Raw genomic sequence first — 21,820 nt, 5'->3', positions numbered from 1 at the left:
ACCGCGAGAGCCGGACCGTGTCCGTTCCCGCGGTTCACAAAAGTCAGGCCAAGAGATTATTTCGTGCCGAGGACCGAGTCCTTCAACGCTTTGGCAGCGGTGAAGCGAAGCCTGGTGCGCGCCGGAATCTTGATCTCCTGACCGGTGGCCGGGTTGCGGCCCATGCGCGCCTTGGTCTTGCGCTTGCGGAAGATCCCGAGGCCGGCCAGCCGCAGCGATCCTTCCTTCTTGAGCTCGCGGACGACCAGCGCGTTGAGTTCCTCGAGCACGGTCTTCCCCTGCTTCTTGGTGAGTCCGAGCTTTTCAGCCATGTAGGCTGCTACCTGCGATTGCGTCATCATCCTCCTCCTTGCATCCCGGGTTGCCGGCTTTCAGTGAGGGTGAACCAGTAGCGCGTGAATTTCAAGTGCGGACGGGAGGAAAATCGCGATTATTTCTAGGGATCGTGATGGTTTTTGCACAGGCCGGTCGCGTGCGCGTTGAGCCGCAAGGGTTTTACGCCGACGGATCGCGCAACCCGCACGATCGCGCTGTCAGTAGCGGACTTCAACGAGGTAAAGGCCGCCGGGCGGCGCGTTGGCCGGGGCCGCTTGACGATTTCGTGCGGCGAGAATCGTGGCGATTTTATCCACCGTGAGCTTGCCGCGTCCCACGTCGACCATCGCCGCGACCATCGCGCGCACCATGTGGCGCAGGAAACTGGTTGCCTCGACGCGGTAGAGAAAAACCTCGGCGTCGCGCGTCCATCGGCTTGCAATCACGCGGCGGACCGTGGTCCTTACTTCGCTGCCGAGCGAGCGGAACGCGGCGAAATCGTGCTCGCCGACAAAGATGCGCGCGGCGGAATTCATCGGCGCAAGATCGAGACGGTCGCGCACCAGCCAGCTGTAGCGATACTCGAAGGCGGACGCGAGCTTGCGATTCAACACGCGATATTCGTACACGCGCGAGCGCGCGGCGCGCCGCGGGTCGAAGTCATCGGGCGCGGGCGAGAGGTCGAGCACCACGATGTCGGCGGGCAGCATCGCGTTGAGCGCGCGCTGCAATTCGGCGGGGTCGAACGGACGTGGAAGTGAAATCGAAGCGACCTGCCCGCGCGCATGCACGCCGGCGTCGGTGCGGCCCGAACCGTACACGCGCACCGGGGTTAAGAAGATCCGCTCGAGCGCGGCTTCGATCCTTCCCTGTATGGAATCGTGGCGCGGCTGAAGCTGCCATCCGGAATAGTTGCCGCCGTCGTACTCGAGCGTGAGCTTTAGGACCATCGCGCGGCGGCCGGGTCAGGCCAGCGCCGGCGAACTGAGCGCCAGCGTCTCGGCGATCCAGAGCGCTCCCAGAGCCGCTAGGCGCGTATTATCGAACACGCACCACAGTGACAGCGAGTCGGGGCGCGGCTCGACGCTGACGACGATCGCCTCCTGGCCCACCGCGTCGATCACACCGAGCGGCTCGCCTTCTTCGGCGATCAGAATGCCGGGGGCGGCGCGCAGCAGTTCGACCGCGTCTTCGCCGTTGCCTCTGCCATCGCGGGGCCGCGAAATATCGACGGTCAACGCGGAACCGTGAAGGACGGGAATTGCGGCGACCTGCACGGAAAGCACGGGCGAGCCGTCGAGCAGCGCCGCGACCTGCCTGGCGATTGCAGTCGCGACGGAGCGCTCATGCTCGCGCATGAAGGCGTTGAAGCCGCGCTGGACTTCGTCATCGTCGAGCTCCAGGCGCGCGCTCAGAAGATCCGTGGTCTGATCGACCGCGGCGGTCAGCACGTCCCTGCCACCGGCGCTCGCGCCGAGCATCGCGGTGGCGGCGGCGAATCCGCCGTGGGCGCCAAGGGCCTTCAAACAGGTGGCAAGAACGTGGGCGACGGGATGAGGAGTTGCGAAAACCAGCGCGTTGCGCAATTGCGCGATCGCCTCGCGCGAAGTGAGTCCGGGCGCGACCATCGGCACATCCGAGGGCGGGCGATTCGCCGCGCTGAGATCGATCAGAATCGGTCCCGGCCGTGCGGCCACAATTTCGGCGGCGCGCGGAGCGGGGACTGCGAGAAAAGCGATATCGAAATCCCGAAGACCGGCGGGACTCTCGAGCGCATCGACCAGGCGCTCCTCACCGGCGGCGTCGACGGTCTGCGTGGCGCCCGCTTCGGTGGCGAAGAGTTTCAGTTCGCTGAGCTGGAATCCGCGCGCGGCGATCAGTTCGATGAGCTGGTTGCCGACCGCGCCGGTGGCGCCGACAACCGCCACTCTCGGCTCGCGGGAAATACTCATTCGCCTTCGCTTTCGGTGCTCTCGAGCTTTTCACGCACCAGACGGCCCATCGCCTTGCATCCCACGGTCTGCGTTCCGGCGCCGCCGTGAAGGTCGCGAGTGCGATAGCCGTCGCGCACGACAGATTCGACGGCCTGCGAAATCAGCTCGGCCTCGGAGCGCATCCCTAGCGAATGTTCGAGCAGGAGAGCCGCCGACAGGATTGCGGCGAGCGGATTGGCCTCGTCGCGGCCGGCGATGTCCGGTGCGCTGCCGTGAATCGGTTCGTAGAGACCGACGCGGAAACCGGCGCTGTTGAGCTCCTCGCCGAGCGACGCCGACGGCAACAAGCCCATCGAGCCGGCAATTACCGAGGCCTCGTCGGTCAGGATGTCGCCGAACAGGTTCTCGGTGACGACCACGTCAAAGTCCCTGGGACGGCGTATCAGATGCATCGCCATCGAATCGACCAATTGATTCTCGAACGCGACGTCCTTGAATTGCGCACTCAACTCGGCCGCGATCTCGCGCCACAAGCGAGAGGTCGCGAGCACGTTGGCCTTGTCAACCGAGGTCAGTTTTTTGCGGCGCTCGCGAGCCAGCTCGAAGCCAAACTTGAGCACGCGGGTAATCTCGGCTTCGGTGTAAAAGCAGGTATCGACCGCCTCGCGGCCGTCCTTCGCCATGCGCTTTTCGCTCGGCTTTCCGTAATAGATGCCGCCGGTCAGCTCGCGAATGAGGACCATGTCGACGCCGCCGATCACGTCGGCCTTGAGCGGCGACGCGGCCGCCAGCTCTTTGACGGTTTTGACGGGACGGACGTTGGCGAACAGACCCAGAGCCTTTCTCAATCCAAGCAGCGCCTGCTCGGGACGCTTCTCTGCATTGGGCTTGTCCCATTTCGGTCCGCCGACGGCGCCGAGCAGGATCGCATCGCTGTCCTGCGCGAGCTTGAGCACTTCATCGGGCAGCGGAGTGCCGGCGGTGTCGAGCGCGTGACCGCCAATCAGGCCCTCCTTGAACTCGAGATTGACGGCGGACCGGCGCGCGATGATCTTGAGAACCTGCGTGGCTTCGCCGACGACCTCGGGGCCGATGCCGTCACCTTTGAGAACTAGAATTTTATAGGCCATGCGAAAGCGCTGAACGCCTGGACGTGAATGATCGGGAGGAGCGTCAGACCGTCTCGACCCGTCAGTGGATAGCCTCGAAAATTAGGAGCGCAGATTGGCGCGAGGGCGCTGTAGCAAACCCCGCCTCAATGGCGGGCGCCGCCAAAAGCCGCACGTCGCACAGGGTGAAGAGCGAATTCAAGTTCAAACTCAAGCCCCCAAAGCACTAGCCCAAGTGGAAGTTGCGGGCAAGCCCCACGACGGCTCAGGGGACGTCGGTGGTGGGCTTGAGCGGAGCATGCTTGCGCGCCTTCAGCCGGTTGAGCGCGTTTACCAGCGCCAGCGCACTGGCCATCACGATGTCGCTGTGCGCGCCCTGGCCGGCGACGGTCACCCCGTTGTCGCGAATCATGCAGCTCACTTCGCCGAGCGCGTCGGTGCCGCCGGTAATCGCTTTGACCGCGTAGCGTTCCAGGGCCGGATTGATTGCGGCGATTTTGTAGATCGCCTTGTAGCACGCGTCGACCATCCCGTCGCCTTCGCTCTCGGCCGAGCACTCTTTTCCGTCCACGCGCATCGTGAGTTGCGCGTGCGGCGTACTCTTGCTGGACGAACCGACTTTCAAATCGACCAGCTCGAAGTGATCGATTGTCCGGCGCGCCTCCTCGGTTACGAGCGCGAGGATGTCGTCGTCGTACACAATTTTCTTTTTGTCGCAGAGCGCTTTGAACTCGGCGAACGCCTTGTTCACGTCCACCTCGCCGGTATCGACGCCAAGTTCCTTGAGCCGGTTGGTAAATGCGTGGCGCCCGGAATGCTTGCCCAGCACCAGCTTGTTCGACGGGATGCCGACATCCTCGGGCTTCATGATTTCGTAGGTGAGCTTGTACTTCAGCACGCCGTCCTGATGGATTCCGGCTTCGTGCGCGAACGCATTGGCGCCGACGATCGGCTTGTTGGCCGGCACGGACTGGCCGATGACCTGGGCCAGGAGGCGCGAGGCCGGATAGATCTGCCGGGTGTTGACGCGCGAATCCACGCCAATCAGGTCGCGGCGCGTCTTCATCGCCATCACGACTTCTTCCATCGAGCAGTTGCCCGCGCGCTCGCCGATTCCGTTGATCGTACATTCGACCTGACGGGCGCCGTTGTGAACCGCCGCCAGCGAATTCGCGACCGCCAGGCCGAGATCGTTATGACAGTGCGCACTCCAGATGACTTTGTCGGCGCCGGGAACTTTTTCGCGCATGTAGGCAAACATCCGGCCGAATTCATCCGGGATCGCGTGGCCGGTGGTGTCGGGCAGGTTGATCACGGTGGCGCCGGCGCGAATCACCTCGCTGCAAACGTCAACCATATAGTCCCAGTCGGAACGCGAAGCGTCCTCGCACGAGAACTCGATGTAGTCGAGATGCTTTTTTGCGCGGGTGACGGCCCAGGTGGCGGCGTCGAGCACGTCCTCGCGGTTCATGTTGAGTTTGTATTTGAGGTGTATTTCCGAGGTCGCGATGAAGATGTGAATTCCCGGATGCGCGGCCTTGTCAACTGCGCGCAGCGCCGAATCGACATCCTCTTCGCGGGTGCGCGAGAGGCTGAGCACGACCGGTCCGGTCACCGCCTGAGCGACCCGATTCACAGACTCGAAATCGCCGGGCGAAGAAGCGGCGAAACCGGCCTCAATGATGTCAACGTTGAGGCGTTCGAGCTGGCGCGCGAGCGCGATCTTCTCCTCGACGTTCATCGTGCATCCGGGCGACTGCTCGCCGTCGCGCAGCGTCGTGTCGAAGATTCGGACGTAGTCGGCGTCCTTCGAGGCCGTGTTCGCGTGTGCCATCGTCATTCCTCCCGCATCGTCGCCGCGGGATCAGCGTGCCCATCGTCCACCGGGAGCACTGAAAAGAAAAAGAAAACGCCCCGGGCGGCTTCGATCGGCCCACTGCCCGGGGCGTGTGTCTCAGTTTATTCAGGCTGTTAGACCTGTCCGGACGCGCGTCTGGCGTGGGCCCCGGTAAGGGCCAGGCTCAGCAGCAGCTCCGGTAGCAGGTTGCAATACATCGTGTAGGGATTCTAAGCGGGGGGCCAGACGCCAGTCAAGGCGGTCGTCGATGGCGCAAAGGACCGGGTTGTGCCGGCCAAGCGCTCTATTGTTGCCCGCGTGGATGCTCGCGGAGACCGCTGACGCCTGGGGCGGCGCCGCCTTGAGCCGCAGCGCCGTTAGCCTCTTGAGGCTTGGCGGGCGGGACCGGGCGCAGCACCGAAACTTTGGCGCTCAGCCGTTCGCCGCGCAGCATCAGCGCAGGACCCGACAGCACGTATGCAGTCGAGAGCAAAAAGGCGGTGAGCTGCGGCATCGCGAACAGCATCGCGGCGAACACCATCATCGTGATGACCAGTTCGATCTGCGCGCGTTTTTCAAGCTTGACCGCCTTGAAGCTGGGGTAGGGCACGCGCGAGATCATCAGCCCGCCGAGCGCAAGCGTGATCGGCACCATGAAGGTACACAGCGTGCGCGGCGCATCGATTTCGAAGTAGCTGTAGGCGAGCGCGAGCCCGGAAATCATCACGGCTGCGCCGGGCACGGGCAGGCCGACGAAACGGCTCTTGTCCGCGGTCGCGGTCTGTACGTTGAAGCGCGCCAGGCGCAACGCCGAGCACAGCACGAACAGTCCGCTGACGCCGATTCCGAGCGAACCGATCGGTTTCAGCGCCCACGAATAGACCAGCATCGCGGGTGCGACGCCGAAGGCGACTACGTCGGAGAGACTGTCATACTCGACGCCGAACTGGCTCGAGGTGCGCGACGCGCGAGCGATGCGCCCGTCGAGTCCGTCGCACACGAACGCGATCACGATCATCACGGCGGCCACCTCGAAGTGTCCGCTCACCGCGGAGACTATCGAGTAGAAGCCCGACAGCAGGCCGATCGAGGTGATCGTCGCGGGCAGCAGGAACACGCCGCGGCGCAGCGGGCCTTCCGTTTTGAGGCCCGGCTCGCGGCCCTGACCTGAATAGAGCTCCATCCGCGCGCGCTCTTCGCGCGAGCGGCGGGAATTGCGGCTCATTGCTCGATTGCTCCGATAATGGATTCTCCGGCGCGCACGCGTTGTCCCAACGACACCGTGACCCGGTACTCAGACGGAAAAAAATGATCGACGCGGCTTCCGAACATGATAAGCCCTATCCGCTGACCCGGCTGTATTCTATCACGCGCGCGGAGCCGGCAAACTATTCGCCGGGCGAGATATCCGGCCACCTGCAGCATCCCGAACATGCGGCCCGACGCGTCCGTCATCGCGATCAGATTGCGCTCATTGTGCTCGCTGGCGTCATCGCGAAACGCGGCGCGGAACTCGCCCGCGGTGTGCTCGACCCTGGTTACCTCGCCGCCCACCGGCGCGCGGTTCACGTGGACGTTGAGCGGCGACATGAACACCGACACCCGATGGCAGAGCCGGCCGGTCGAGCCCGGAAAGGAGACGTCGGAAATATCTGTGATTTTGCCGTCGGCGCCTGAGATCACGACGTTTTCGGTGCGCGTCGGATAGCGATCGGGATCGCGAAAGAAAAGCGCAATCGGGATTGCGACCAGTAGCAGGATCGCACCCGGCGACTTGAGGCCCAGCGCAATGAGTATGATCCCAACTACCGCCAATCCGAGCGACAGCGCCGCGCCTTCGGCCGCTATTCCGATCGCGCCTGCGATGCGCGCGAGAACGGCGCCCGGCGCCGGGCGCCCGCTGTCGGTTTCGCCCGCCACGGCGGTTCAGTTCTTCGACTTATCGACCAGCCGATCGCTCGCGAGCCACGGCATGAACGCGCGCAGCTTGCGTCCGACCTCTTCGATCGGATGCGCCGCGGCTTCCTTGCGCAGCTCGCGGAAACGCGGCAGCCCCGCTTTGTAGTCGGCGATCCATTCGTTGGCGAACTTGCCGGACTGGATGTCGGCCAGGATCTGTTTCATTGCCGCGCGCGACGCAGCGCCCACCACCTTATTGCCGCGCGTCATGTCGCCGTACTCGGCGGTGTTGCTGATCGAGTAGCGCATGTTCGAGATTCCGCCCTCGTAGATCAGGTCCACGATCAGCTTCACTTCATGCAGGCACTCGAAGTACGCCATCTCGGGCGCGTAGCCGGCCTCGACCAGCGTCTCGTAACCGGCGCGGATGAGTTCGGTAAGTCCGCCACAGAGGACGGACTGCTCGCCGAACAGGTCGGTTTCGGTTTCTTCCTTGAACGAGGTTTCGATAATCGCCGCGCGGCCGCCGCCGATCGCGCTGCCGTACGCGAGCCCGACCTTGGTAGTGTCGCCCGACGGATCCTGTTGCACGGCGAGCAGGCACGGCACGCCGCGGCCCTTGGTGTATTCGGAGCGCACCAGATGACCGGGTCCCTTGGGCGCGATCATGAAGACATTGACGTCGGCGGGCGGCTTGATGAATTTGAAATGGATGTTGAAGCCGTGGCCGAAGGCCAGGTACTTGCCCTTGGTGAGATGGGGGGCAATCTCCGCCGCATAAATCTCCGAGCCCATCTCGTCGGGCACCAGCATCATGATCACGTCGGCGCGCTTGGCGGCGTCGGCGGTGTCGAACACCGGCAGGCCCTGCTTTTTGGCTTTTTCGCGCGACGGCGAGCTGGCGCCCAGCCCGACGCATACGTCCATCCCGCTGTCGCGCAGGTTGAGCGCGTGGGCATGTCCCTGGCTTCCAAAGCCAATGACCGCGATTTTCTTGCCTTTGAGCGCGGACAGGTCCGCGTCGCGGTCGTAATAAACCTTCATTTGAATGCTCTCCCGAATTTTCTCGCTGTCAGATTATTCAGCTTCGCGTGCTCGGCGACTCTGATGATTATCGTGGCTCAGCTGGACCGAGCGCGCCATCGCGACTTTGCCCGAACGGACGACTTCCTTGATTCCGAGCGGGCGCACGATCGCGATGAAGGCTTTGATCTTTTCGGAGTCGCCCGTCAACTCGACGGTGATTGCGCGCGGGCCGATATCGATTACATGGGCGCGAAACGCGGCTACGATCGAGTCGAGCTCGGAGCGCGTGCGCTCGTCCACCGCGACCTTGACGATCACCATCTCGCGCTCGAGCGTCTCGACGTCCTTGAAGTCGGCTACCTTGATGACGGAGACGAGCTTGTTGAGCTGCTTGTTGATCTGCTCGACGATCTGATCGTCGCCAAAGGTCACCAGCACGATCCTCGACACCGTCGGATCGAGCGGATCCTCGTTGACGGTCAGTGACTCGATGTTAAAGCCGCGGCCCGAAAACAGCCCGGCCACGCGTGCGAGCACGCCGAATTCGTTTTCAACCAGAACCGATATTGTATGACTTGTCATGGGGTGGAGTGCGCGCGCTCATGGCCCGGGCCGGTGGCGTCAGCGAGCCTCTTGTTGATAGCGGCCGAGAATCGCCATCATGCGGTCTTTCGAGGCGAGCTTAAGCTTCTGGATCCGCTTTTCTTCGATTTCCTCTTCGTTGGTCAGGTAAAGCTTATTTCTGAAAACTTCGAGCTTTTGTTTCAGCTCTTGATGCTGCGTGTAGAGGCCTCTCAGTTCCTCGTCGTGGTTCAGATGCTGCCGAATGAGTTCTTCCTCTCGATGCTCCATACGCCCTCCGTGCCTATGTCCGCCGGATTTTTCTTAGTGGGCTTGAACGTGGCCTCCGGCGTTCTGATATATAGCGGCTCCAGCGAAGCCGCGCGATCCGTTTCACCACGGGCAAACCGCGCCCCGCCAATCGCCGCGACGCAAACTCCGCGCAAATCGAGCGTCCCTGTTTCGCAAAGCGCCACCCTATGGCCGCGCGATTCCACAAGGGCCGCCGCTTCCTTCGCTCTTTGGTCACCGACGAGCATGACGTCCTCGGTGATGCGCGATGCCAGGCGTTCCAGCGCGATTACCAGTTCCTCTGACAATTTCTCTAGCCCATCGGCCACGACCCGGTAAAGGGCCGCGTAAACTTCGCCTTTTCGAGCGTCCACAACCACGCAGACCAACCCGCCTGGATCGGTATTGTTGCGCTCCAGCGCGGCTAACGCCATCGCGTCGAAACTGGGCACGCCGACCAGTGCACATCGCGACGCCATCGCGATTCCCTTGGCGTAGCTCAACCCGATGCGAAGTCCCGTGAACGATCCGGGCCCGGTCCCGACCGCGATTGCGCCGAGGGCGCCAATCGCCAGTCCCGCCGCGCTCAGAAGTTCGTCGACGGCGCCCGGCAATGCGGCGCCATGCGAGGTCACGGACCGTGCCACGGACGCGGCGACTGTCCCGTGAGCAATCAGGGCGAGGCTTGCGATTGGAGTGGAGGTGTCGAGTCCCAGGACCGGCCGCGTCGCGGCCGTCTGTTCGAGCAGCCGATTAACCCTGCACAATACGCGAGATATCATTGAAAATTACAAACGCCATCAATGCCACGAGCAAGAACAGTCCCACCTGGAGCATCGCCTCCCGGTAGCGAAGTTCGAGCGGCTTGCCGCGCGCGCCCTCGAAGATGAAGAACAGCAGATGCCCTCCGTCGAGCAGCGGCACCGGCAGCAGATTTATGATGCCGAGCTCGAGGCTCAGCATCACGGTAAACATTGCGAGGTTCGCGAATCCCTCACGCGCCTCCTTGCCGGCCATCTGCGCGATCATGATCGGTCCGCCGAGCGCCTCGCGCACGGGCGTACTGCCGCTGAAGATACTGGCGATTCCGACCACCATCTGGTAGGTCATCTCGACCGAGGTTTCGCCCGCTTCTTTCACCGCGCCGAACGGACCGTACTGCTTGGTTATCTCGTCGCCGCGCGGCTGCACTCCGATTACCCAGGTGGTCGCGTTGGTGCCATAAATGGTCTTCTGATCGAGCCGGGTCGGCTTGATGACGATCGTGCTGCGCGCGGACGTGCCCTGCTGCTGCCGATCAATTTCCAGCTTGATCGCAGAGCCGTCTCCCGCCTTCACCGTCTTGGAGAAATCGGCCCAGCTTTCCATCGGCCGGCCGTCAACCGCGAGAATCCGGTCGCCCGCGCGAAGTCCGGCCTTGGCCGCCGGGAGATTGTTGGTGGTCTTGCCGACGACCGGCAACAACTCCGGCACCCCGGTCATGAAAACCAATGTGAGCAGAATCGGCGCGAAGATAATATTCGCCAGCGGTCCCGCCAGCACTATCAGAACGCGCTTGCCGAGCGGCTGAGTCGGGAACGCCCGCTTGCAGTACGCCTCGGCCAGCTTGGCGGGAGAATGTTCCGCCAGCGTTTTGATCGCGTCGTCAACTTTGGGCTGGCGGCGCACTTCGTCGAGCAGGAGCGCCTCGTCGGGCTTGAGCTCGCGCCCGATGACGCTGTGCGCAACGCCGGCGCCCGGCCCGCTCAGGCGATCCGCCAGCGCGCGCAAATTGTCGTCGAAGCCTGACGCGGCTTGAACCACGCCGGGCTCGCGCGCTGCGCCAATCAGGTCGAGCCCGATTTCGTGAAGATACAAGGTGAGTTCTTCAGGCTTGGGTTCCTCGCCGACTTCATCGCCCAGCATTCGGACATAGCCGCCGAAGGGGGTCGCGCCGATCGAGTACTCGGTTTCGCCGCGCCGCACTCCAAATACTTTTGGCGGGTAGCCGATCGAGAATCGCAGCACGCGGACGCCGACCTTCTTCGCCATCGCGAAATGTCCCGCCTCATGCACGACCACCAACACTGCGAAGACCAGTGCCGCGTATAGAATCGACGGTATCATTTAGTTTCTACCCGGGAGTCCTTATGCGGAAAGCGTGAAAATGCGGCTCCCAAAGCCGCATCAACGAGACCAATAGTAGGCGAAAACCACTGCGAAGACTAGCGAACAAGTTCGATCGAGCAGACCGCCGTGCCCCGGGAAAATCCAGCCCGAGTCCTTGACTCCCGCAGCTCGCTTTAATGCCGAGCCGGCCAGATCGCCAAGCTGCGCGAGAAGGGAAATCATAGCCGAAAATAGCACTACCGGGCCCGTATCCCACGACCCGCCGCGTATCTGAAACAGCAACCACCCGGCCGCCATCGTCGCGATCAGGCCGCCCGCCGCGCCTTCGACCGTCTTATTTGGGCTGACGTTGGGCGCGAGCTTCGTCCGGCCCAGATACCTCCCGACGAAGTATGCGCCGCTGTCGCTCACTACCACCAACAAGATGACCAGCAGCAAAATGTCGATGCCGCCGGAACCGTTGCGCAGCAGCGCGAAATAAGGGAACAGAACTCCGACGTACGCCGCGCCAATGAAGACCAGTCGCGGGCCTCTCAATGCCCCGGCGCCGCCGGCCACTGCGACCCGCGCCACCAGCGCAAGCATCATGAGGATCACCAGCACCGGCGCCAGCCATCCCACGTCGCCGCCGTAGAGAAGCCCGAACAACGGCACGCCCCCGACGACGGCGAACAGCGGTATCGCGACCATATGCACAGCGCCGGTCATCGCGGCGACTTCGTAGAGTCCCCAGATTGCGGCGGTCGCAATAAAAATCGTGAAGAACCAGCCCGGCGCGAAAACTACCAGCGCCCCCACCGCGGGCAACAGGACCGCCGCTGTCAGGAGCCTAGTTCTGAGCACGCAGCCGGGTGTCGGAGCCGTTCGAGATCGCGCCGAAGCGGCGTTCGCGAAGCTGGTAGGCGGCGATCGCGCTCAGGAATTCGCGCTCGCGGAAATCGGGCCACAGGGTGTCGGTGAAATAAAGTTCGGTGTAGGCGAGTTGAAAGAGAAAAAAATTGGAGATTCGCAGCTCTCCCGAGGTTCGAATCAGCAGGTCGGGATCGGGCAGCCCGCTGGTAGTCAGTTCGCGCGCCAGCATCGGCTCGTCGATTTGATCGGGTGAAAGCGCACCCTGCGCCACCGCGCGCGCGATCGATCGCGCCGCGTTTACGATGTCCTGGCGCCCGCCGTACGACAACGCCAACGCCACCGTCATCGTGCGATTTTCCCGGGTCGCCGCGACGGTCTCGGCCAACGCCTCGCGCACCCGCCGCGGTAACCGCTCGGTATCTCCCAGAGCCACCACGCGGATGTCGCGTTTCATCAGGCGCTTGGTCTCGGTGATGAGATAGCGGTGGAACAGCTGCATCAGGAAACTGACTTCAGTGGTCGGCCGGCCCCAGTTCTCGCTCGAAAATGCGTACAGCGTCAGGTACGGGATGCCGAGTTCGCGCGCCGCATCGACGACCGCGCGCACCGAATCCTTGCCCCGCCGATGGCCCTCGTGGCGCGAGAGCCCGCGCCGGTTCGCCCAGCGGCCGTTGCCGTCCATCACGATCGCCACGTGGCGCGGCATCCGCGACGGATCCAGAGACAGGTTCGGGAAATCGCTCAGTGGGAGTGAGATGGCCACTTGGGGTTCAGGTTTCACCGAAGCTCGCGCGCCGCAGACGGGCGAGCTCAGACCTCCATGATTTCCGCTTCTTTGGCGGTCAGCACTTTGTCGATTTTCTCGATGAACTCGGTCGTGTACTGCTGCACCTTGGCCTCGCCCGATCGCATCTCGTCTTCGGTGGCCTGCTTTTCCTTGTGCAGCTCCTTGAACATGTCGTTGGCGTCGCGGCGATGGTTGCGGATGCCGACGCGGAATTCCTCGCCTATTTTGCGGACGTGTTTCACCAGCTCCTTGCGGCGCTCCTCGGTCAGCTCGGGGATCGGAATCCGGATCAACTTGCCGTCGTTCATCGGCATCAGGCCAAGATCCGAAGCCTGGATCGCTTTTTCAATCTCGTGCATCGCGCCCTTGTCGTATGGCGTGATCACTATCAAGCGCGGCTCGGGCGCCGACAACCCGGCCAATTGCCGCAGCGGAGTCTTCGCGCCGTAGTAATTTACCTGCAGATTTTCCACCAGCGCGGTTGAAGCGCGGCCGGTGCGGACGCGGGCCAGTTCGTGGCGAAACGCCTCCACGGTCTTGTCCATTTCCTTGCGCGCGTCTTCGATGGTGTCGGTAAGCATGCTCACGGTGCGCTCTCCACCCGGGTTCCGATTTGCTCACCCATCACGGCCCTTCTTATATTACCCGCTTTACGCAAATTGAACACGATGATCGGCAGGCGATTATCCATGCACATCGAGATCGCCGTCGAGTCCATCACCTTCAGGTTCTTCTGCAGCACCTCGATATAAGTGAGCCGATCGAAGCGCTTGGCCCCCGGCTCGCGCATCGGGTCGCGATCGTAAACGCCGTCCACCGCATGGCTCGCCTTGAGGATTACCTCCGCACCGATTTCCATCGCGCGCAGGCTCGCCGCCGTGTCGGTGGTGAAATAGGGATTGCCGGTGCCGGCGGCGAATATGATCACGCGGCCCTTTTCGAGATGGCGCACGGCGCGGCGGCGGATGTACGGCTCGCACAGCGCCTGCATCCCGATGGCCGACAGTACCCGCGTGACCACGCCGGCATGCTCGAGCGCGTTTTGCAGCGCGAGCGCGTTGATCACCGTCGCCAGCATCCCCATCTGGTCTGCGGTCGAGCGATCCATCCCGCGCGCCTCGTAGTCGCTGCCGCGGATAAAATTGCCGGCGCCGATTACCAGCGCGAGCTGAACCCCGAGCGCCGCCACTTCCTTGATTTCGAGCGCAATCTCCGCCAGCGCGTCGAGATCGAGTCCCGACCCTTGCGCGGGAGCGAGCGCCTCGCCGGATAACTTAAGCAGGATACGGTTGAAGCGCGGCTTGCCGTTCACCCCACTTTGAACTTCAGCCATCTCTCGAAGCTCCCGTCGAAGCCCCCGTTGAAGCCCCGTCGCGTCTGCAAATGCGCCCGCGTCAGGCGGCCGTCGTGGTTGCCTTGCCGTCGAGCGCCTCGCCCAATTGGTAGCGCACGAAGCGGCGCACGTCGATCTTCTCACGCATCTGGATGGCGGCCTCGCCAAGCAGATCGTTGACAGTTTTGTTGGGATCGCGGACGTAAGCCTGCTCGAGCAGGCAGGCTTCCTTGTAAAATTTCTCGATCTTGCCATCGACGATCTTGGTCACGACCGCCGCCGGCTTGCCCTCGGCCTGCGACGCGTAGATCTGCCGCTCCTGCTCGATAACGGCCGGCGACAGCTCCTCGCGCCGCACGCAGCGCGGATTGGCCGCCGCCACCTGCATCGCCAGTTCCTTCACCAGCGCCTGGAACGCTTCCGACTTGGCGCAGAAATCGGTTTCGCAATTGATTTCGATCAACACGCCAAGCTTGCCGCCTGCATGAATATACGAACCGACCGATCCTTCGGATGCGACCCGGCCGGCGCGGCCTGCCGCTGCGGCGATTCCCTTCTCGCGCAGCCATACGACGGCCTTTTCGAGATTGCCGGCCGTCTCCGCCAGCGCTCGCTTGCAATCCATTATGCCGGCGCCGGTCTTCTCGCGCAGTTCTTTAACCAGATTCGCGTTTAGTTCCATCACAATTCCTGAGTTGAGCTAGTATTCTTGGCCGGTCGCTGTACTGCAAGCGACGGCCACGGCTGACCGGCTCGGTTTGCGGCCTGAAGGTCGAATTTATCGGCTAGACCGCGCTTGGAGAATCGGGCGCCGATGCTCCCGGGTCTGCCACCGCGCCGGCGTCCGAGCGGATATCCTGCTGCCCCTTGGCGCGTTCCTCGGCGATTTGCCTGCCTTCGATGATCGCGTCGGCGACCGCCGCCGTGAACAGCTTGATCGCGCGGATCGCGTCGTCGTTGCCGGGAATTCGATACGCGATCAGGTCGGGGTCGCAGTTGGTATCCACCACCGCGGCGACCGGGATACCGAGGCGGTTCGCCTCCGCAACGGCTATATCTTCCTTCTTGGTGTCGATCACCCACAGCGCGTCCGGGAGTTTGCGCATGTTCTTGATCCCGGCCAGCGTGTTCATCAGCTTTTCATGCTCGCGTCCGTTGTCGCTCATCTCTTTCTTGCTGAGTGCGCGAATCATCTCCGGATCGGCCATGACTTCTTCGAGCTTCCTGAGCCTGTCGATCGAGGCGCGGATAGTCTGGAAGTTGGTCAGCATCCCGCCCAGCCAGCGGTTGTTGACGTAAAACATCCCGCATCGCTCGGCCTCTTCCTTGACGATGTCCTGGGCCTGCTTCTTGGTGCCGACGAACAGCATGGTGCCGCCCGCCGCAGCGAGATCGCGCGCGAAGTCGTAGGTCGCGCGAAACATCTTCACCGTCTGCTGAAGATCGATAATGTAAATACCGTTGCGGGCGCCGAAGATGTATTGCTTCATCTTCGGGTTCCAGCGGCTGGTCTGATGGCCGAAATGAACGCCGGCCTCCAGAAGCTGCTTCATGCTGATTTCAGTCATAGAATTTTGTTCCTGCCTCTTGGCCCCGTATGCGGGGCAATCTTGAACTAATATCAGGCTGGGGCGTGGTAGGAAAGCGCCCGGCAATCCGGGGTACTGGCCTGATTTCAGCTTGAGTGGCTGGTTTTGAAATCACGAGTGGCTGGATTTCGCCGAATCACTTTTCCTTGAGTCGCGGATCGTCAGTCGCGATACACTCAGCAGCAAGCATCTGCCGGTACAGGACGCGGGAAAGCTCTGCCAGTCCAGAATGCAATCGAAACGGATTATGCGGAGGGTCCGATTGTTTCACAAACATCCCATGCAGGCGCTTCTCTTCCAAGGTCTTTGCGTGGCGACATTCCGCGGCGGTGTCGAAGCTGTCGTGTAGACTCCACTGGGACATAGGTGCCTTCTCGTTGGGATTTGGATCGCGAGCATCCTGAGGCGGAGGCGGAACCATCAGATACCAGCCCACAAGCGCGAGCGCGGCGGCGTGGCGATAGCAGTGTCGCATCTGCCTTATCTTTTCCCCTTCAGGCGGAAATCGTCACTCTCGACGCAGCCGGCATTAATCGCGCGCGATTTTCCCAATGCGGCGTCATTTTTCTGGAGGCGCTTGAGCTTGCCCGTTTTGTCGAGCTCGATCGGGTCCTGCTCCGTTTTCTGAACGCCCGTGAGCACCTTCTCGCAGTTATCCTCGGTGTCGAAAGTGGCGACGACAGTCCAGCGCGAAAGCGGAGCGTCGGAATCAACCTCATGAGGGATTTTGGTGGAATCAGGCGGCATCATCAGATACCAGCCGACGAACGCGAGCGCGGCGACGTGGCGGATTTTTCCGTTGCCCACCCGCAACTTATACGCTTTTCGCGGGCAAAAGTTCATCGACCCAGTCGTTATCTGTGATCACCTGAGGCGCTATCCGGTCGGTTCCCGCGCCGCTTAGGCGTTCATCGACTCGAGGAATTCCTCGTTGGTCTTGGTCTTGTCCATCTTGTCGATCAGGAATTCCATCGCTTCGACTGCGTTGAGCTGCGCCAGCAGCTTGCGCAGTATCCACACGCGGTTCAGGGTGGCGCGCGGCAGCAGCAGTTCTTCCTTGCGGGTCGAGGAGCGCTGGATGTCGATCGTCGGGAAAATCCGCTTTTCCAGCAGGCGCCGGTCCAGCGCTATCTGCTGATTGCCGGTGCCCTTGAACTCCTCGAAAATAACCTCGTCCATCCGGCTGCCGGTATCGACCAGGGCGGTTGCGATAATCGTCAGGCTGCCGCCGTCTTCGGTGTTGCGCGCGGCGCCGAAAAACTTCTTGGGCTTGTGCAGCGCGTTGGAATCGACGCCGCCCGACAGTATCTTGCCCGACGGCGGCACCACCGTGTTGTATGCGCGCGCCAGCCGCGTGATCGAGTCGAGCAAAATCACGACGTCGCGCCCGTGCTCGACCAGCCGCCGCGCCTTTTCGATTACCATCTCGGCCACCTGCACGTGACGCGTGGCCGGCTCGTCGAAGGTCGAGCTTACGACCTCGCCCTGCACCGAACGCAGCATGTCGGTGACTTCCTCGGGCCGCTCATCGACCAGCAGCACGATCAGCACGATCTCGGGATGGTTGTGCGCGATCGCCTTGGCGATCGCCTGCAGCATCATGGTCTTGCCGGTGAACGGCGCCGCGACGATAAGTCCGCGCTGGCCTTTGCCAATCGGCGCGATCAAATCGATGATGCGGGTGGTCAGATCCTCGTGATTGTATTCGAGCTTGATGCGCTCCTCGGGATAGAGCGGGGTCAGGTTGTCGAACAGGATCTTGTCGCGCGCCTTTTCAGGATCCTCGTAGTTGATCGATTCAACCTTGAGCAGCGCGAAGTAGCGTTCGCCTTCTTTCGGCGGGCGAATCAGGCCGGATACCACGTCGCCGGTGCGCAAATTGAACTTGCGAATCTGGCTCGGCGAAATATAAATGTCGTCGGGGCCGGGCAGGTAGTTGTAGTCCGGTGCGCGCAGGAAGCCGAAGCCGTCGGGCAGAATTTCCAGCACGCCCTCGCCGAGGATCGAGCCGTTCTTGGCGGCTTGCGCTTGCAGCACCGCAAAGATCATCTCCTGCTTGCGCATGTTGGTGGCGCCATCGACGTTGAAGTCGCGCGCCATCTGCGCCAGTTCGGTTATCTTCGCGCGCTTGAGCGACTTGAGGTTGAGCACCCCTTCGTCGCTGATTACCGGCGCCGGCGGCGGAAGATTCGGATTGCCATCCAGATTTACCTGGCGCGGCGCCCCGTTTGACGAACGCGAGTCGTCGAAGCGTCCTTCGTCGTTCTTCGCAGCCCCTCTGCCCTTGCCCATATGCCTTCCCCGCAACCTGGACTCCATCATGTTCTTGAGTGCTGCAACCCGCCGCCGTTTAAGCGCGCGCGCCGCAGGCTATGGTCGTTTGCTTGTAAATGGCCTCCCACGTCGGGAGATACCATCATAGATTCATGAGTGCTCGAGCGGCCGGGATTCGGAACAACTAACGCCTTGAGTTCGAGTTCGGAATTACGGACCGCAGGGAAACGGGACTCGCCACCCCACCCGTCTCAGCGTCCTCAGTGCGGAAGCTCTACCAAAACGCTACCCAAGCATTGCCGCCGTGTCAACGGGGATCGGACCTCCGTGTCAACGGCCATCAAGCAAGTTCGATCCATCGCCGAAGCTCGGGCGCATCCGCCGCAAATGACTTCTGCGCGAGAAATTCGACGAATTCGATTGGCAGCGGCGCAATGAATTCGAGCCGCGCGCCCGACCTCGGATGCGCGATCGAAAGCGCCAGCGCATGCAGCGCCTGTCCGTGAAAAAATCCACCGTCTCCCGCCTTGCCGCCATATAAAGGATCGCCCAGGCACGGATGACCAATCGACGCGAGATGCACGCGAATCTGATGCATCCTGCCGGTGTCAGGTTTTACCCGCACCAGCGACGCTCCGGCTTCGCCCGGGTTCACGGGATCGAAGCGCGCAAGCACCGTCAGATGGCTGACCGCGTCGCGCGGCGCATGCGATCGCACCGACATCCGCTTGCGCTCCACTGGATGGCGCCCGACGGGACGCTCGATCGTCAGCCGATCGCGCGCGACGATGCCCTTGACGATCGCCAGATAGGTCTTGCTCACGCTGCGTTCCTTGAACTGCCGGGAAAGCGCGGTGCGCGAAAATGGCGTCCGCGCCACCACCATCACGCCCGAGGTGTCTTTGTCGAGGCGATGCACGATGCCGGGACGCAGCACGCCGTCAGGCTCGGCCATCGCGGCAAGTTCGGGAAATCGCGCCAGCAGCGCGTCCACGAGCGTGCCGTTGGGATGGCCGGGTGCGGGATGCACCGTCATGCCGGCGGGCTTGTTCACGACAATTATTTCGTCGTCGGCGAAAATTACGGAAATCTCCGGCACGTCACCTTCCGTGTAGCTTGAAGGATCGCACAGCGCACCGGCGGGCGCCGCGGCGACGTCGATGCGATCTCCCGTTCGCACCCCGCTCGACGCGCGCGCGACAGCGCCGTTGACTGTAACCAGTCCCGCCTTGATCATCCGCGCCACTTGCGAGCGCGAGTACTCCGGCGCCAGCCGCATCGATACGAACACGTCCAGCCGCATGCGGTCGTGCCCGGCGCCCGCGGTGATTGTCGTTGGCAAAATCACGAGCGCGATTTACCACCTCGACGCACAAATCACGGCATCGAGGGCGGCGGTAACGGCGGTGCGGTCAGCGGCGGTGGCGGTTTGCCGGCGTCAGCGGGAGGGCAATTCTCGCTGCTGGTGGTGGCGGTGACGACGCCGTAGGTGGTCTTCTGACAGCCAGTCGAAGAGTCGGGCCTCGAATAGAACCAGCATCCAGCCAGCGCGGTCGAGCACAGCGCGACGATTACCATCGAGAAGATTGGTTTCATGCGATTTGGCACCTGCGATGAGTTTCCCCCCGCGACGCACGCGGCGCCAGCGTCGCCGGCGACGCATCTACTCGAAGCGATGCGGCAATGGATGCGCCTTCTCGTACGCAAGGATGCGGTCCTCGTGCGCAAGCGTCAGCGCGATATCGTCGAGACCCTCGAGCAGGCACTTCTTCTGGAACGGCTCTATCTCGAAATCCGCGGTCCATCCGAAATCGTCGGACACCGTCTGCTTTTCGAGATCGATCGTGAGCCGGTACGCCTCGTAGTCGCCGGTGGCGCGAAAAATATGCTCGACCTCGCCGGCCGGGAGCGTGATCGGAAGAAGGCCGTTCTTCAAGCAGTTGTTGTGGAAGATATCGGCGAACTCCGGCGCGATCACCGCGCGGAAGCCCGCGTCATCGAGCGCCCACACCGCATGCTCGCGCGAACTGCCGCAGCCAAAATTGTTGCGCGCGACCAGAATCGACGCGCCCTGGAAGCGCGGCTTGTTCAGCGCGAAATCTTTGTTCTCGGTGCCGTCGGGATTGAGCCGCCAGTCGATGAACAGCCCCCTCTTGAGGCCGGTCCGCACAACAGCCTTCAGAAACTGCTTGGGGATGATCTGATCGGTATCGACGTTGGCGCGATCGAGCGGCGCGACCATCCCGCTGAAATTCTTGAATGCCTGCATCTGTGTCTCCTGACTAAGTTCTAATAGGGACGAAGTCCCGCATCCTGCCATTACCATTGGGTGCAGGGGTCACCCCTGGCCGTTGGCACGGCTGGCCAGTATTAAAAGACTGCGCGCCCGCGGCAGGGGCCGCGCCCGCCAACGGCGGGCGGCCTTAATACTGGGTGCAGGGGTCACCCCTGCCACTCGCGCACATCGACGAAGTGTCCTGCTATCGCCGCCGCCGCCGCCATCGCGGGGCTGACCAGGTGCGTGCGTCCGCCCTTGCCTTGGCGCCCTTCGAAGTTGCGATTCGACGTGCTGGCGCATCGCTCGCCCGGCTGCAGCACGTCGGGATTCATCGCCAGGCACATGCTGCATCCCGATTCGCGCCACTCGAAGCCGGCCTCCGTGAAAATTCTGTCCAGCCCGAGACTCTCCGCCTCCGCCTTGATCTCCTGCGATCCCGGCACGACCATCGCGTGCACGGTCGGCGCAACTTTGCGTCCCTTGACGACGGCGGCGGCGGCCGTGAGATCGCTCAGCCGCGAGTTGGTGCACGATCCGATGAACACGCGATCGATCTTGATGTCCTCGATTCTCGTGCCGGGCCGAAGCGCCATGTAGGCGAGCGCCCGCTCGACCGTCTCGCGCTGCTGCTGGTCGCCGATCTCGGCGGGATTCGGCACGCTTCCCCCAACGTCGGTGACCATCCCGGGATTCGTGCCCCACGTCACTTGCGGCGCGAACGTCGCGGCGTCGAATACCCGGCTTCGATCGAACTTCGCGCCGGCGTCGCTGCGGCATTCGAGCCATCGCGCCGCGAGATCGTCGAACTCCTTGCCGCTGGGGATGTACCGGCGCCCGCGCAGATACTCGACGGTGGTCTTGTCCGCCGCGACCATCCCGGCGCGCGCGCCACCTTCGATCGACATGTTGCACACTGTCATGCGCTCTTCCATCGACAGCGCTTCGACGGCCGCGCCGCGATACTCGATCACGTGCCCGGTGGCGCCGTTGGTCTTGATCCTGCCGATGATGCCGAGGATCAAATCCTTGGCGCCGACTCCCGTGCCGAGCTTTCCATCGACGCGAATTTCAAACGTCTGCGGACGCTCTTCCCACAGGCATTGCGTCGCCAGCACGTGCTCGACCTCGCTGGTGCCGATGCCGAACGCCAGCGCCCCGAATGCGCCGTGAGTAGCGGTGTGGCTGTCGCCGCAAACGATCGTCATGCCCGGCTGCGTCAGCCCGAGCTGCGGCCCGATGACGTGCACGATCCCCTGCTCGCGCGAGCCGATATCGAACAGCCGCAGCCCGAACTGCGCGCAGTTGTGCCTGAGCGTCTCGATCTGCAATTTCGAATCGGGATCGGTGATCGGCTTGCTCCGATCGGTTGTCGGCACGTTGTGATCCTGCGTGGCGTAGGTCCGATGCGGCGCGCGGACATTGCGCCCCGAGCGGCGCAGTCCCTCGAACGCCTGCGGCGACGTGACCTCGTGAACCAGGTGCAGGTCAATGTAGAGCAGGGAAGGCTCACGCTGCTTTTCGCGGACCACGTGCTCTTCCCAGATTTTCTCGAACAGGGTCTTTGCGGCCATTGCGTTTTCAACTCCCGCCGCATCGGCGGCGTAACGATTTCTAAATTAGCAAAAG

25 protein-coding genes are annotated in these 21,820 nt (G+C 62.8%); all 25 read right to left on the bottom strand.

Annotated features, from left to right (window positions below):
* Positions 1-56: 56 nt before the first annotated feature.
* The 25 genes from VIO10_RS02220 to leuC all read right to left on the bottom strand — a co-directional run bounded on the left by VIO10_RS02220 (position 57) and on the right by leuC (position 21,765).
* Positions 57-338 (bottom strand): HU family DNA-binding protein, encoded by a 282-nt coding sequence (locus VIO10_RS02220; protein ID WP_331958656.1) that lies wholly within the window; start codon positions 336-338, stop codon positions 57-59.
* A gap of 195 nt (positions 339-533) precedes the next feature.
* Positions 534-1,265 (bottom strand): tRNA pseudouridine(38-40) synthase TruA, encoded by a 732-nt coding sequence (truA, locus tag VIO10_RS02215; protein ID WP_331958653.1) that lies wholly within the window; start codon positions 1,263-1,265, stop codon positions 534-536.
* Positions 1,266-1,280: 15 nt separating this feature from the next.
* Positions 1,281-2,267 (bottom strand): hypothetical protein, encoded by a 987-nt coding sequence (locus tag VIO10_RS02210; protein WP_331958650.1) that lies wholly within the window; start codon positions 2,265-2,267, stop codon positions 1,281-1,283.
* Complete coding sequence (gene leuB / locus VIO10_RS02205) at positions 2,264-3,379, bottom strand: 3-isopropylmalate dehydrogenase (protein ID WP_331958647.1); 1,116 nt, start codon at positions 3,377-3,379, stop codon at positions 2,264-2,266. The genes VIO10_RS02210 and leuB overlap by 4 nt, the downstream gene beginning before the upstream one ends.
* Before the next feature lie 244 nt (positions 3,380-3,623).
* Complete coding sequence (locus VIO10_RS02200) at positions 3,624-5,192, bottom strand: 2-isopropylmalate synthase (protein ID WP_331958644.1); 1,569 nt, start codon at positions 5,190-5,192, stop codon at positions 3,624-3,626.
* Positions 5,193-5,499: 307 nt separating this feature from the next.
* Entirely contained in the window at positions 5,500-6,420 is a 921-nt protein-coding gene (gene pssA, locus VIO10_RS02195) for a CDP-diacylglycerol--serine O-phosphatidyltransferase (protein WP_331958641.1), read from the bottom strand.
* Complete coding sequence (locus VIO10_RS02190; protein WP_331958638.1) at positions 6,417-7,115, bottom strand: phosphatidylserine decarboxylase; 699 nt, start codon at positions 7,113-7,115, stop codon at positions 6,417-6,419. The genes pssA and VIO10_RS02190 overlap by 4 nt, the downstream gene beginning before the upstream one ends.
* Before the next feature lie 6 nt (positions 7,116-7,121).
* On the bottom strand, positions 7,122-8,138 hold the full coding sequence (gene ilvC / locus VIO10_RS02185) for a ketol-acid reductoisomerase (protein WP_331958635.1): 1,017 nt from the start codon (positions 8,136-8,138) through the stop codon (positions 7,122-7,124).
* A 33-nt stretch (positions 8,139-8,171) separates the two neighbouring features.
* Complete coding sequence (ilvN, locus tag VIO10_RS02180; protein ID WP_331958632.1) at positions 8,172-8,702, bottom strand: acetolactate synthase small subunit; 531 nt, start codon at positions 8,700-8,702, stop codon at positions 8,172-8,174.
* A gap of 39 nt (positions 8,703-8,741) precedes the next feature.
* Positions 8,742-8,972 carry a hypothetical protein gene (locus VIO10_RS02175; protein WP_331958629.1) on the bottom strand — a complete coding sequence of 77 codons (231 nt, stop codon included), beginning with the start codon at positions 8,970-8,972 and terminating at the stop codon, positions 8,742-8,744.
* Positions 8,933-9,739, bottom strand: coding sequence for a tRNA (adenosine(37)-N6)-threonylcarbamoyltransferase complex dimerization subunit type 1 TsaB (gene tsaB / locus VIO10_RS02170; protein ID WP_331958626.1), 807 nt, complete (start codon positions 9,737-9,739; stop codon positions 8,933-8,935). The genes VIO10_RS02175 and tsaB overlap by 40 nt, the downstream gene beginning before the upstream one ends.
* The gene (gene rseP / locus VIO10_RS02165; protein ID WP_331958623.1) at positions 9,726-11,078 is read right to left on the bottom strand and encodes an RIP metalloprotease RseP; all 1,353 of its coding nucleotides are present in this window, start codon (positions 11,076-11,078) and stop codon (positions 9,726-9,728) included. Before rseP ends, tsaB begins: the two co-directional genes overlap by 14 nt.
* Positions 11,079-11,138: 60 nt before the next feature.
* Positions 11,139-11,879 (bottom strand): phosphatidate cytidylyltransferase, encoded by a 741-nt coding sequence (locus VIO10_RS02160; RefSeq protein WP_331958751.1) that lies wholly within the window; start codon positions 11,877-11,879, stop codon positions 11,139-11,141.
* A gap of 31 nt (positions 11,880-11,910) precedes the next feature.
* Positions 11,911-12,696: an isoprenyl transferase gene (locus VIO10_RS02155; RefSeq protein ID WP_331958620.1), complete on the bottom strand. Its 786-nt coding sequence runs from the start codon at positions 12,694-12,696 to the stop codon at positions 11,911-11,913.
* Between the two features lie 47 nt (positions 12,697-12,743).
* Positions 12,744-13,301, bottom strand: coding sequence for a ribosome recycling factor (gene frr / locus VIO10_RS02150; RefSeq protein WP_331958748.1), 558 nt, complete (start codon positions 13,299-13,301; stop codon positions 12,744-12,746).
* Positions 13,302-13,303: 2 nt separating this feature from the next.
* Positions 13,304-14,053: a UMP kinase gene (gene pyrH, locus VIO10_RS02145; protein WP_331958617.1), complete on the bottom strand. Its 750-nt coding sequence runs from the start codon at positions 14,051-14,053 to the stop codon at positions 13,304-13,306.
* 61 nt (positions 14,054-14,114) lie between these two features.
* On the bottom strand, positions 14,115-14,735 hold the full coding sequence (gene tsf, locus VIO10_RS02140) for a translation elongation factor Ts (protein ID WP_349259214.1): 621 nt from the start codon (positions 14,733-14,735) through the stop codon (positions 14,115-14,117).
* 103 nt (positions 14,736-14,838) lie between these two features.
* Positions 14,839-15,621: a 30S ribosomal protein S2 gene (gene rpsB, locus VIO10_RS02135; RefSeq protein WP_331958611.1), complete on the bottom strand. Its 783-nt coding sequence runs from the start codon at positions 15,619-15,621 to the stop codon at positions 14,839-14,841.
* Positions 15,622-15,778: 157 nt separating this feature from the next.
* On the bottom strand, positions 15,779-16,117 hold the full coding sequence (locus VIO10_RS02130; RefSeq protein WP_331958608.1) for a hypothetical protein: 339 nt from the start codon (positions 16,115-16,117) through the stop codon (positions 15,779-15,781).
* Between the two features lie 5 nt (positions 16,118-16,122).
* The gene (locus VIO10_RS02125; protein WP_331958605.1) at positions 16,123-16,449 is read right to left on the bottom strand and encodes a hypothetical protein; all 327 of its coding nucleotides are present in this window, start codon (positions 16,447-16,449) and stop codon (positions 16,123-16,125) included.
* Positions 16,450-16,542: 93 nt separating this feature from the next.
* Positions 16,543-17,934 (bottom strand): transcription termination factor Rho, encoded by a 1,392-nt coding sequence (gene rho, locus VIO10_RS02120; protein ID WP_331958602.1) that lies wholly within the window; start codon positions 17,932-17,934, stop codon positions 16,543-16,545.
* Positions 17,935-18,256: 322 nt separating this feature from the next.
* Positions 18,257-19,258: an RluA family pseudouridine synthase gene (locus VIO10_RS02115; RefSeq protein WP_331958599.1), complete on the bottom strand. Its 1,002-nt coding sequence runs from the start codon at positions 19,256-19,258 to the stop codon at positions 18,257-18,259.
* A 35-nt stretch (positions 19,259-19,293) separates the two neighbouring features.
* Positions 19,294-19,512, bottom strand: coding sequence for a hypothetical protein (locus tag VIO10_RS02110; protein WP_331958596.1), 219 nt, complete (start codon positions 19,510-19,512; stop codon positions 19,294-19,296).
* Positions 19,513-19,579: 67 nt separating this feature from the next.
* Positions 19,580-20,185 carry a 3-isopropylmalate dehydratase small subunit gene (gene leuD / locus VIO10_RS02105; RefSeq protein WP_331958593.1) on the bottom strand — a complete coding sequence of 202 codons (606 nt, stop codon included), beginning with the start codon at positions 20,183-20,185 and terminating at the stop codon, positions 19,580-19,582.
* A gap of 173 nt (positions 20,186-20,358) precedes the next feature.
* The gene (gene leuC, locus VIO10_RS02100) at positions 20,359-21,765 is read right to left on the bottom strand and encodes a 3-isopropylmalate dehydratase large subunit (RefSeq protein ID WP_331958590.1); all 1,407 of its coding nucleotides are present in this window, start codon (positions 21,763-21,765) and stop codon (positions 20,359-20,361) included.
* Positions 21,766-21,820: the final 55 nt, after the last annotated feature.

The sequence above is a fragment of the Candidatus Binatus sp. genome (assembly GCF_036567905.1).
Lineage (GTDB): Bacteria > Desulfobacterota > Binatia > Binatales > Binataceae > Binatus.
The sequence above is the reverse complement of the archived record's forward strand: the minus strand, read 5'-3'. Positions and strand labels throughout refer to the sequence as shown.

Bases quoted from the DNA above. Each gene is read 5' to 3' on its own strand.
- VIO10_RS02220 (WP_331958656.1), bottom strand. From the start codon at position 338: ATGACGCAATCGCAGGTAGCAGCCTACATGGCTGAAAAGCTCGGACTC.
- truA (WP_331958653.1), bottom strand. From the start codon at position 1,265: ATGGTCCTAAAGCTCACGCTCGAGTACGACGGCGGCAACTATTCCGGA.
- VIO10_RS02210 (WP_331958650.1), bottom strand. From the start codon at position 2,267: ATGAGTATTTCCCGCGAGCCGAGAGTGGCGGTTGTCGGCGCCACCGGC.
- leuB (WP_331958647.1), bottom strand. From the start codon at position 3,379: ATGGCCTATAAAATTCTAGTTCTCAAAGGTGACGGCATCGGCCCCGAG.
- VIO10_RS02200 (WP_331958644.1), bottom strand. From the start codon at position 5,192: ATGGCACACGCGAACACGGCCTCGAAGGACGCCGACTACGTCCGAATC.
- pssA (WP_331958641.1), bottom strand. From the start codon at position 6,420: ATGAGCCGCAATTCCCGCCGCTCGCGCGAAGAGCGCGCGCGGATGGAG.
- ilvC (WP_331958635.1), bottom strand. From the start codon at position 8,138: ATGAAGGTTTATTACGACCGCGACGCGGACCTGTCCGCGCTCAAAGGC.
- ilvN (WP_331958632.1), bottom strand. From the start codon at position 8,702: ATGACAAGTCATACAATATCGGTTCTGGTTGAAAACGAATTCGGCGTG.
- VIO10_RS02175 (WP_331958629.1), bottom strand. From the start codon at position 8,972: ATGGAGCATCGAGAGGAAGAACTCATTCGGCAGCATCTGAACCACGAC.
- rseP (WP_331958623.1), bottom strand. From the start codon at position 11,078: ATGATACCGTCGATTCTATACGCGGCACTGGTCTTCGCAGTGTTGGTG.
- frr (WP_331958748.1), bottom strand. From the start codon at position 13,301: ATGCTTACCGACACCATCGAAGACGCGCGCAAGGAAATGGACAAGACC.
- pyrH (WP_331958617.1), bottom strand. From the start codon at position 14,053: ATGGCTGAAGTTCAAAGTGGGGTGAACGGCAAGCCGCGCTTCAACCGT.
- tsf (WP_349259214.1), bottom strand. From the start codon at position 14,735: ATGGAACTAAACGCGAATCTGGTTAAAGAACTGCGCGAGAAGACCGGC.
- rpsB (WP_331958611.1), bottom strand. From the start codon at position 15,621: ATGACTGAAATCAGCATGAAGCAGCTTCTGGAGGCCGGCGTTCATTTC.
- VIO10_RS02130 (WP_331958608.1), bottom strand. From the start codon at position 16,117: ATGCGACACTGCTATCGCCACGCCGCCGCGCTCGCGCTTGTGGGCTGG.
- rho (WP_331958602.1), bottom strand. From the start codon at position 17,934: ATGGGCAAGGGCAGAGGGGCTGCGAAGAACGACGAAGGACGCTTCGAC.
- VIO10_RS02110 (WP_331958596.1), bottom strand. From the start codon at position 19,512: ATGAAACCAATCTTCTCGATGGTAATCGTCGCGCTGTGCTCGACCGCG.
- leuD (WP_331958593.1), bottom strand. From the start codon at position 20,185: ATGCAGGCATTCAAGAATTTCAGCGGGATGGTCGCGCCGCTCGATCGC.
- leuC (WP_331958590.1), bottom strand. From the start codon at position 21,765: ATGGCCGCAAAGACCCTGTTCGAGAAAATCTGGGAAGAGCACGTGGTC.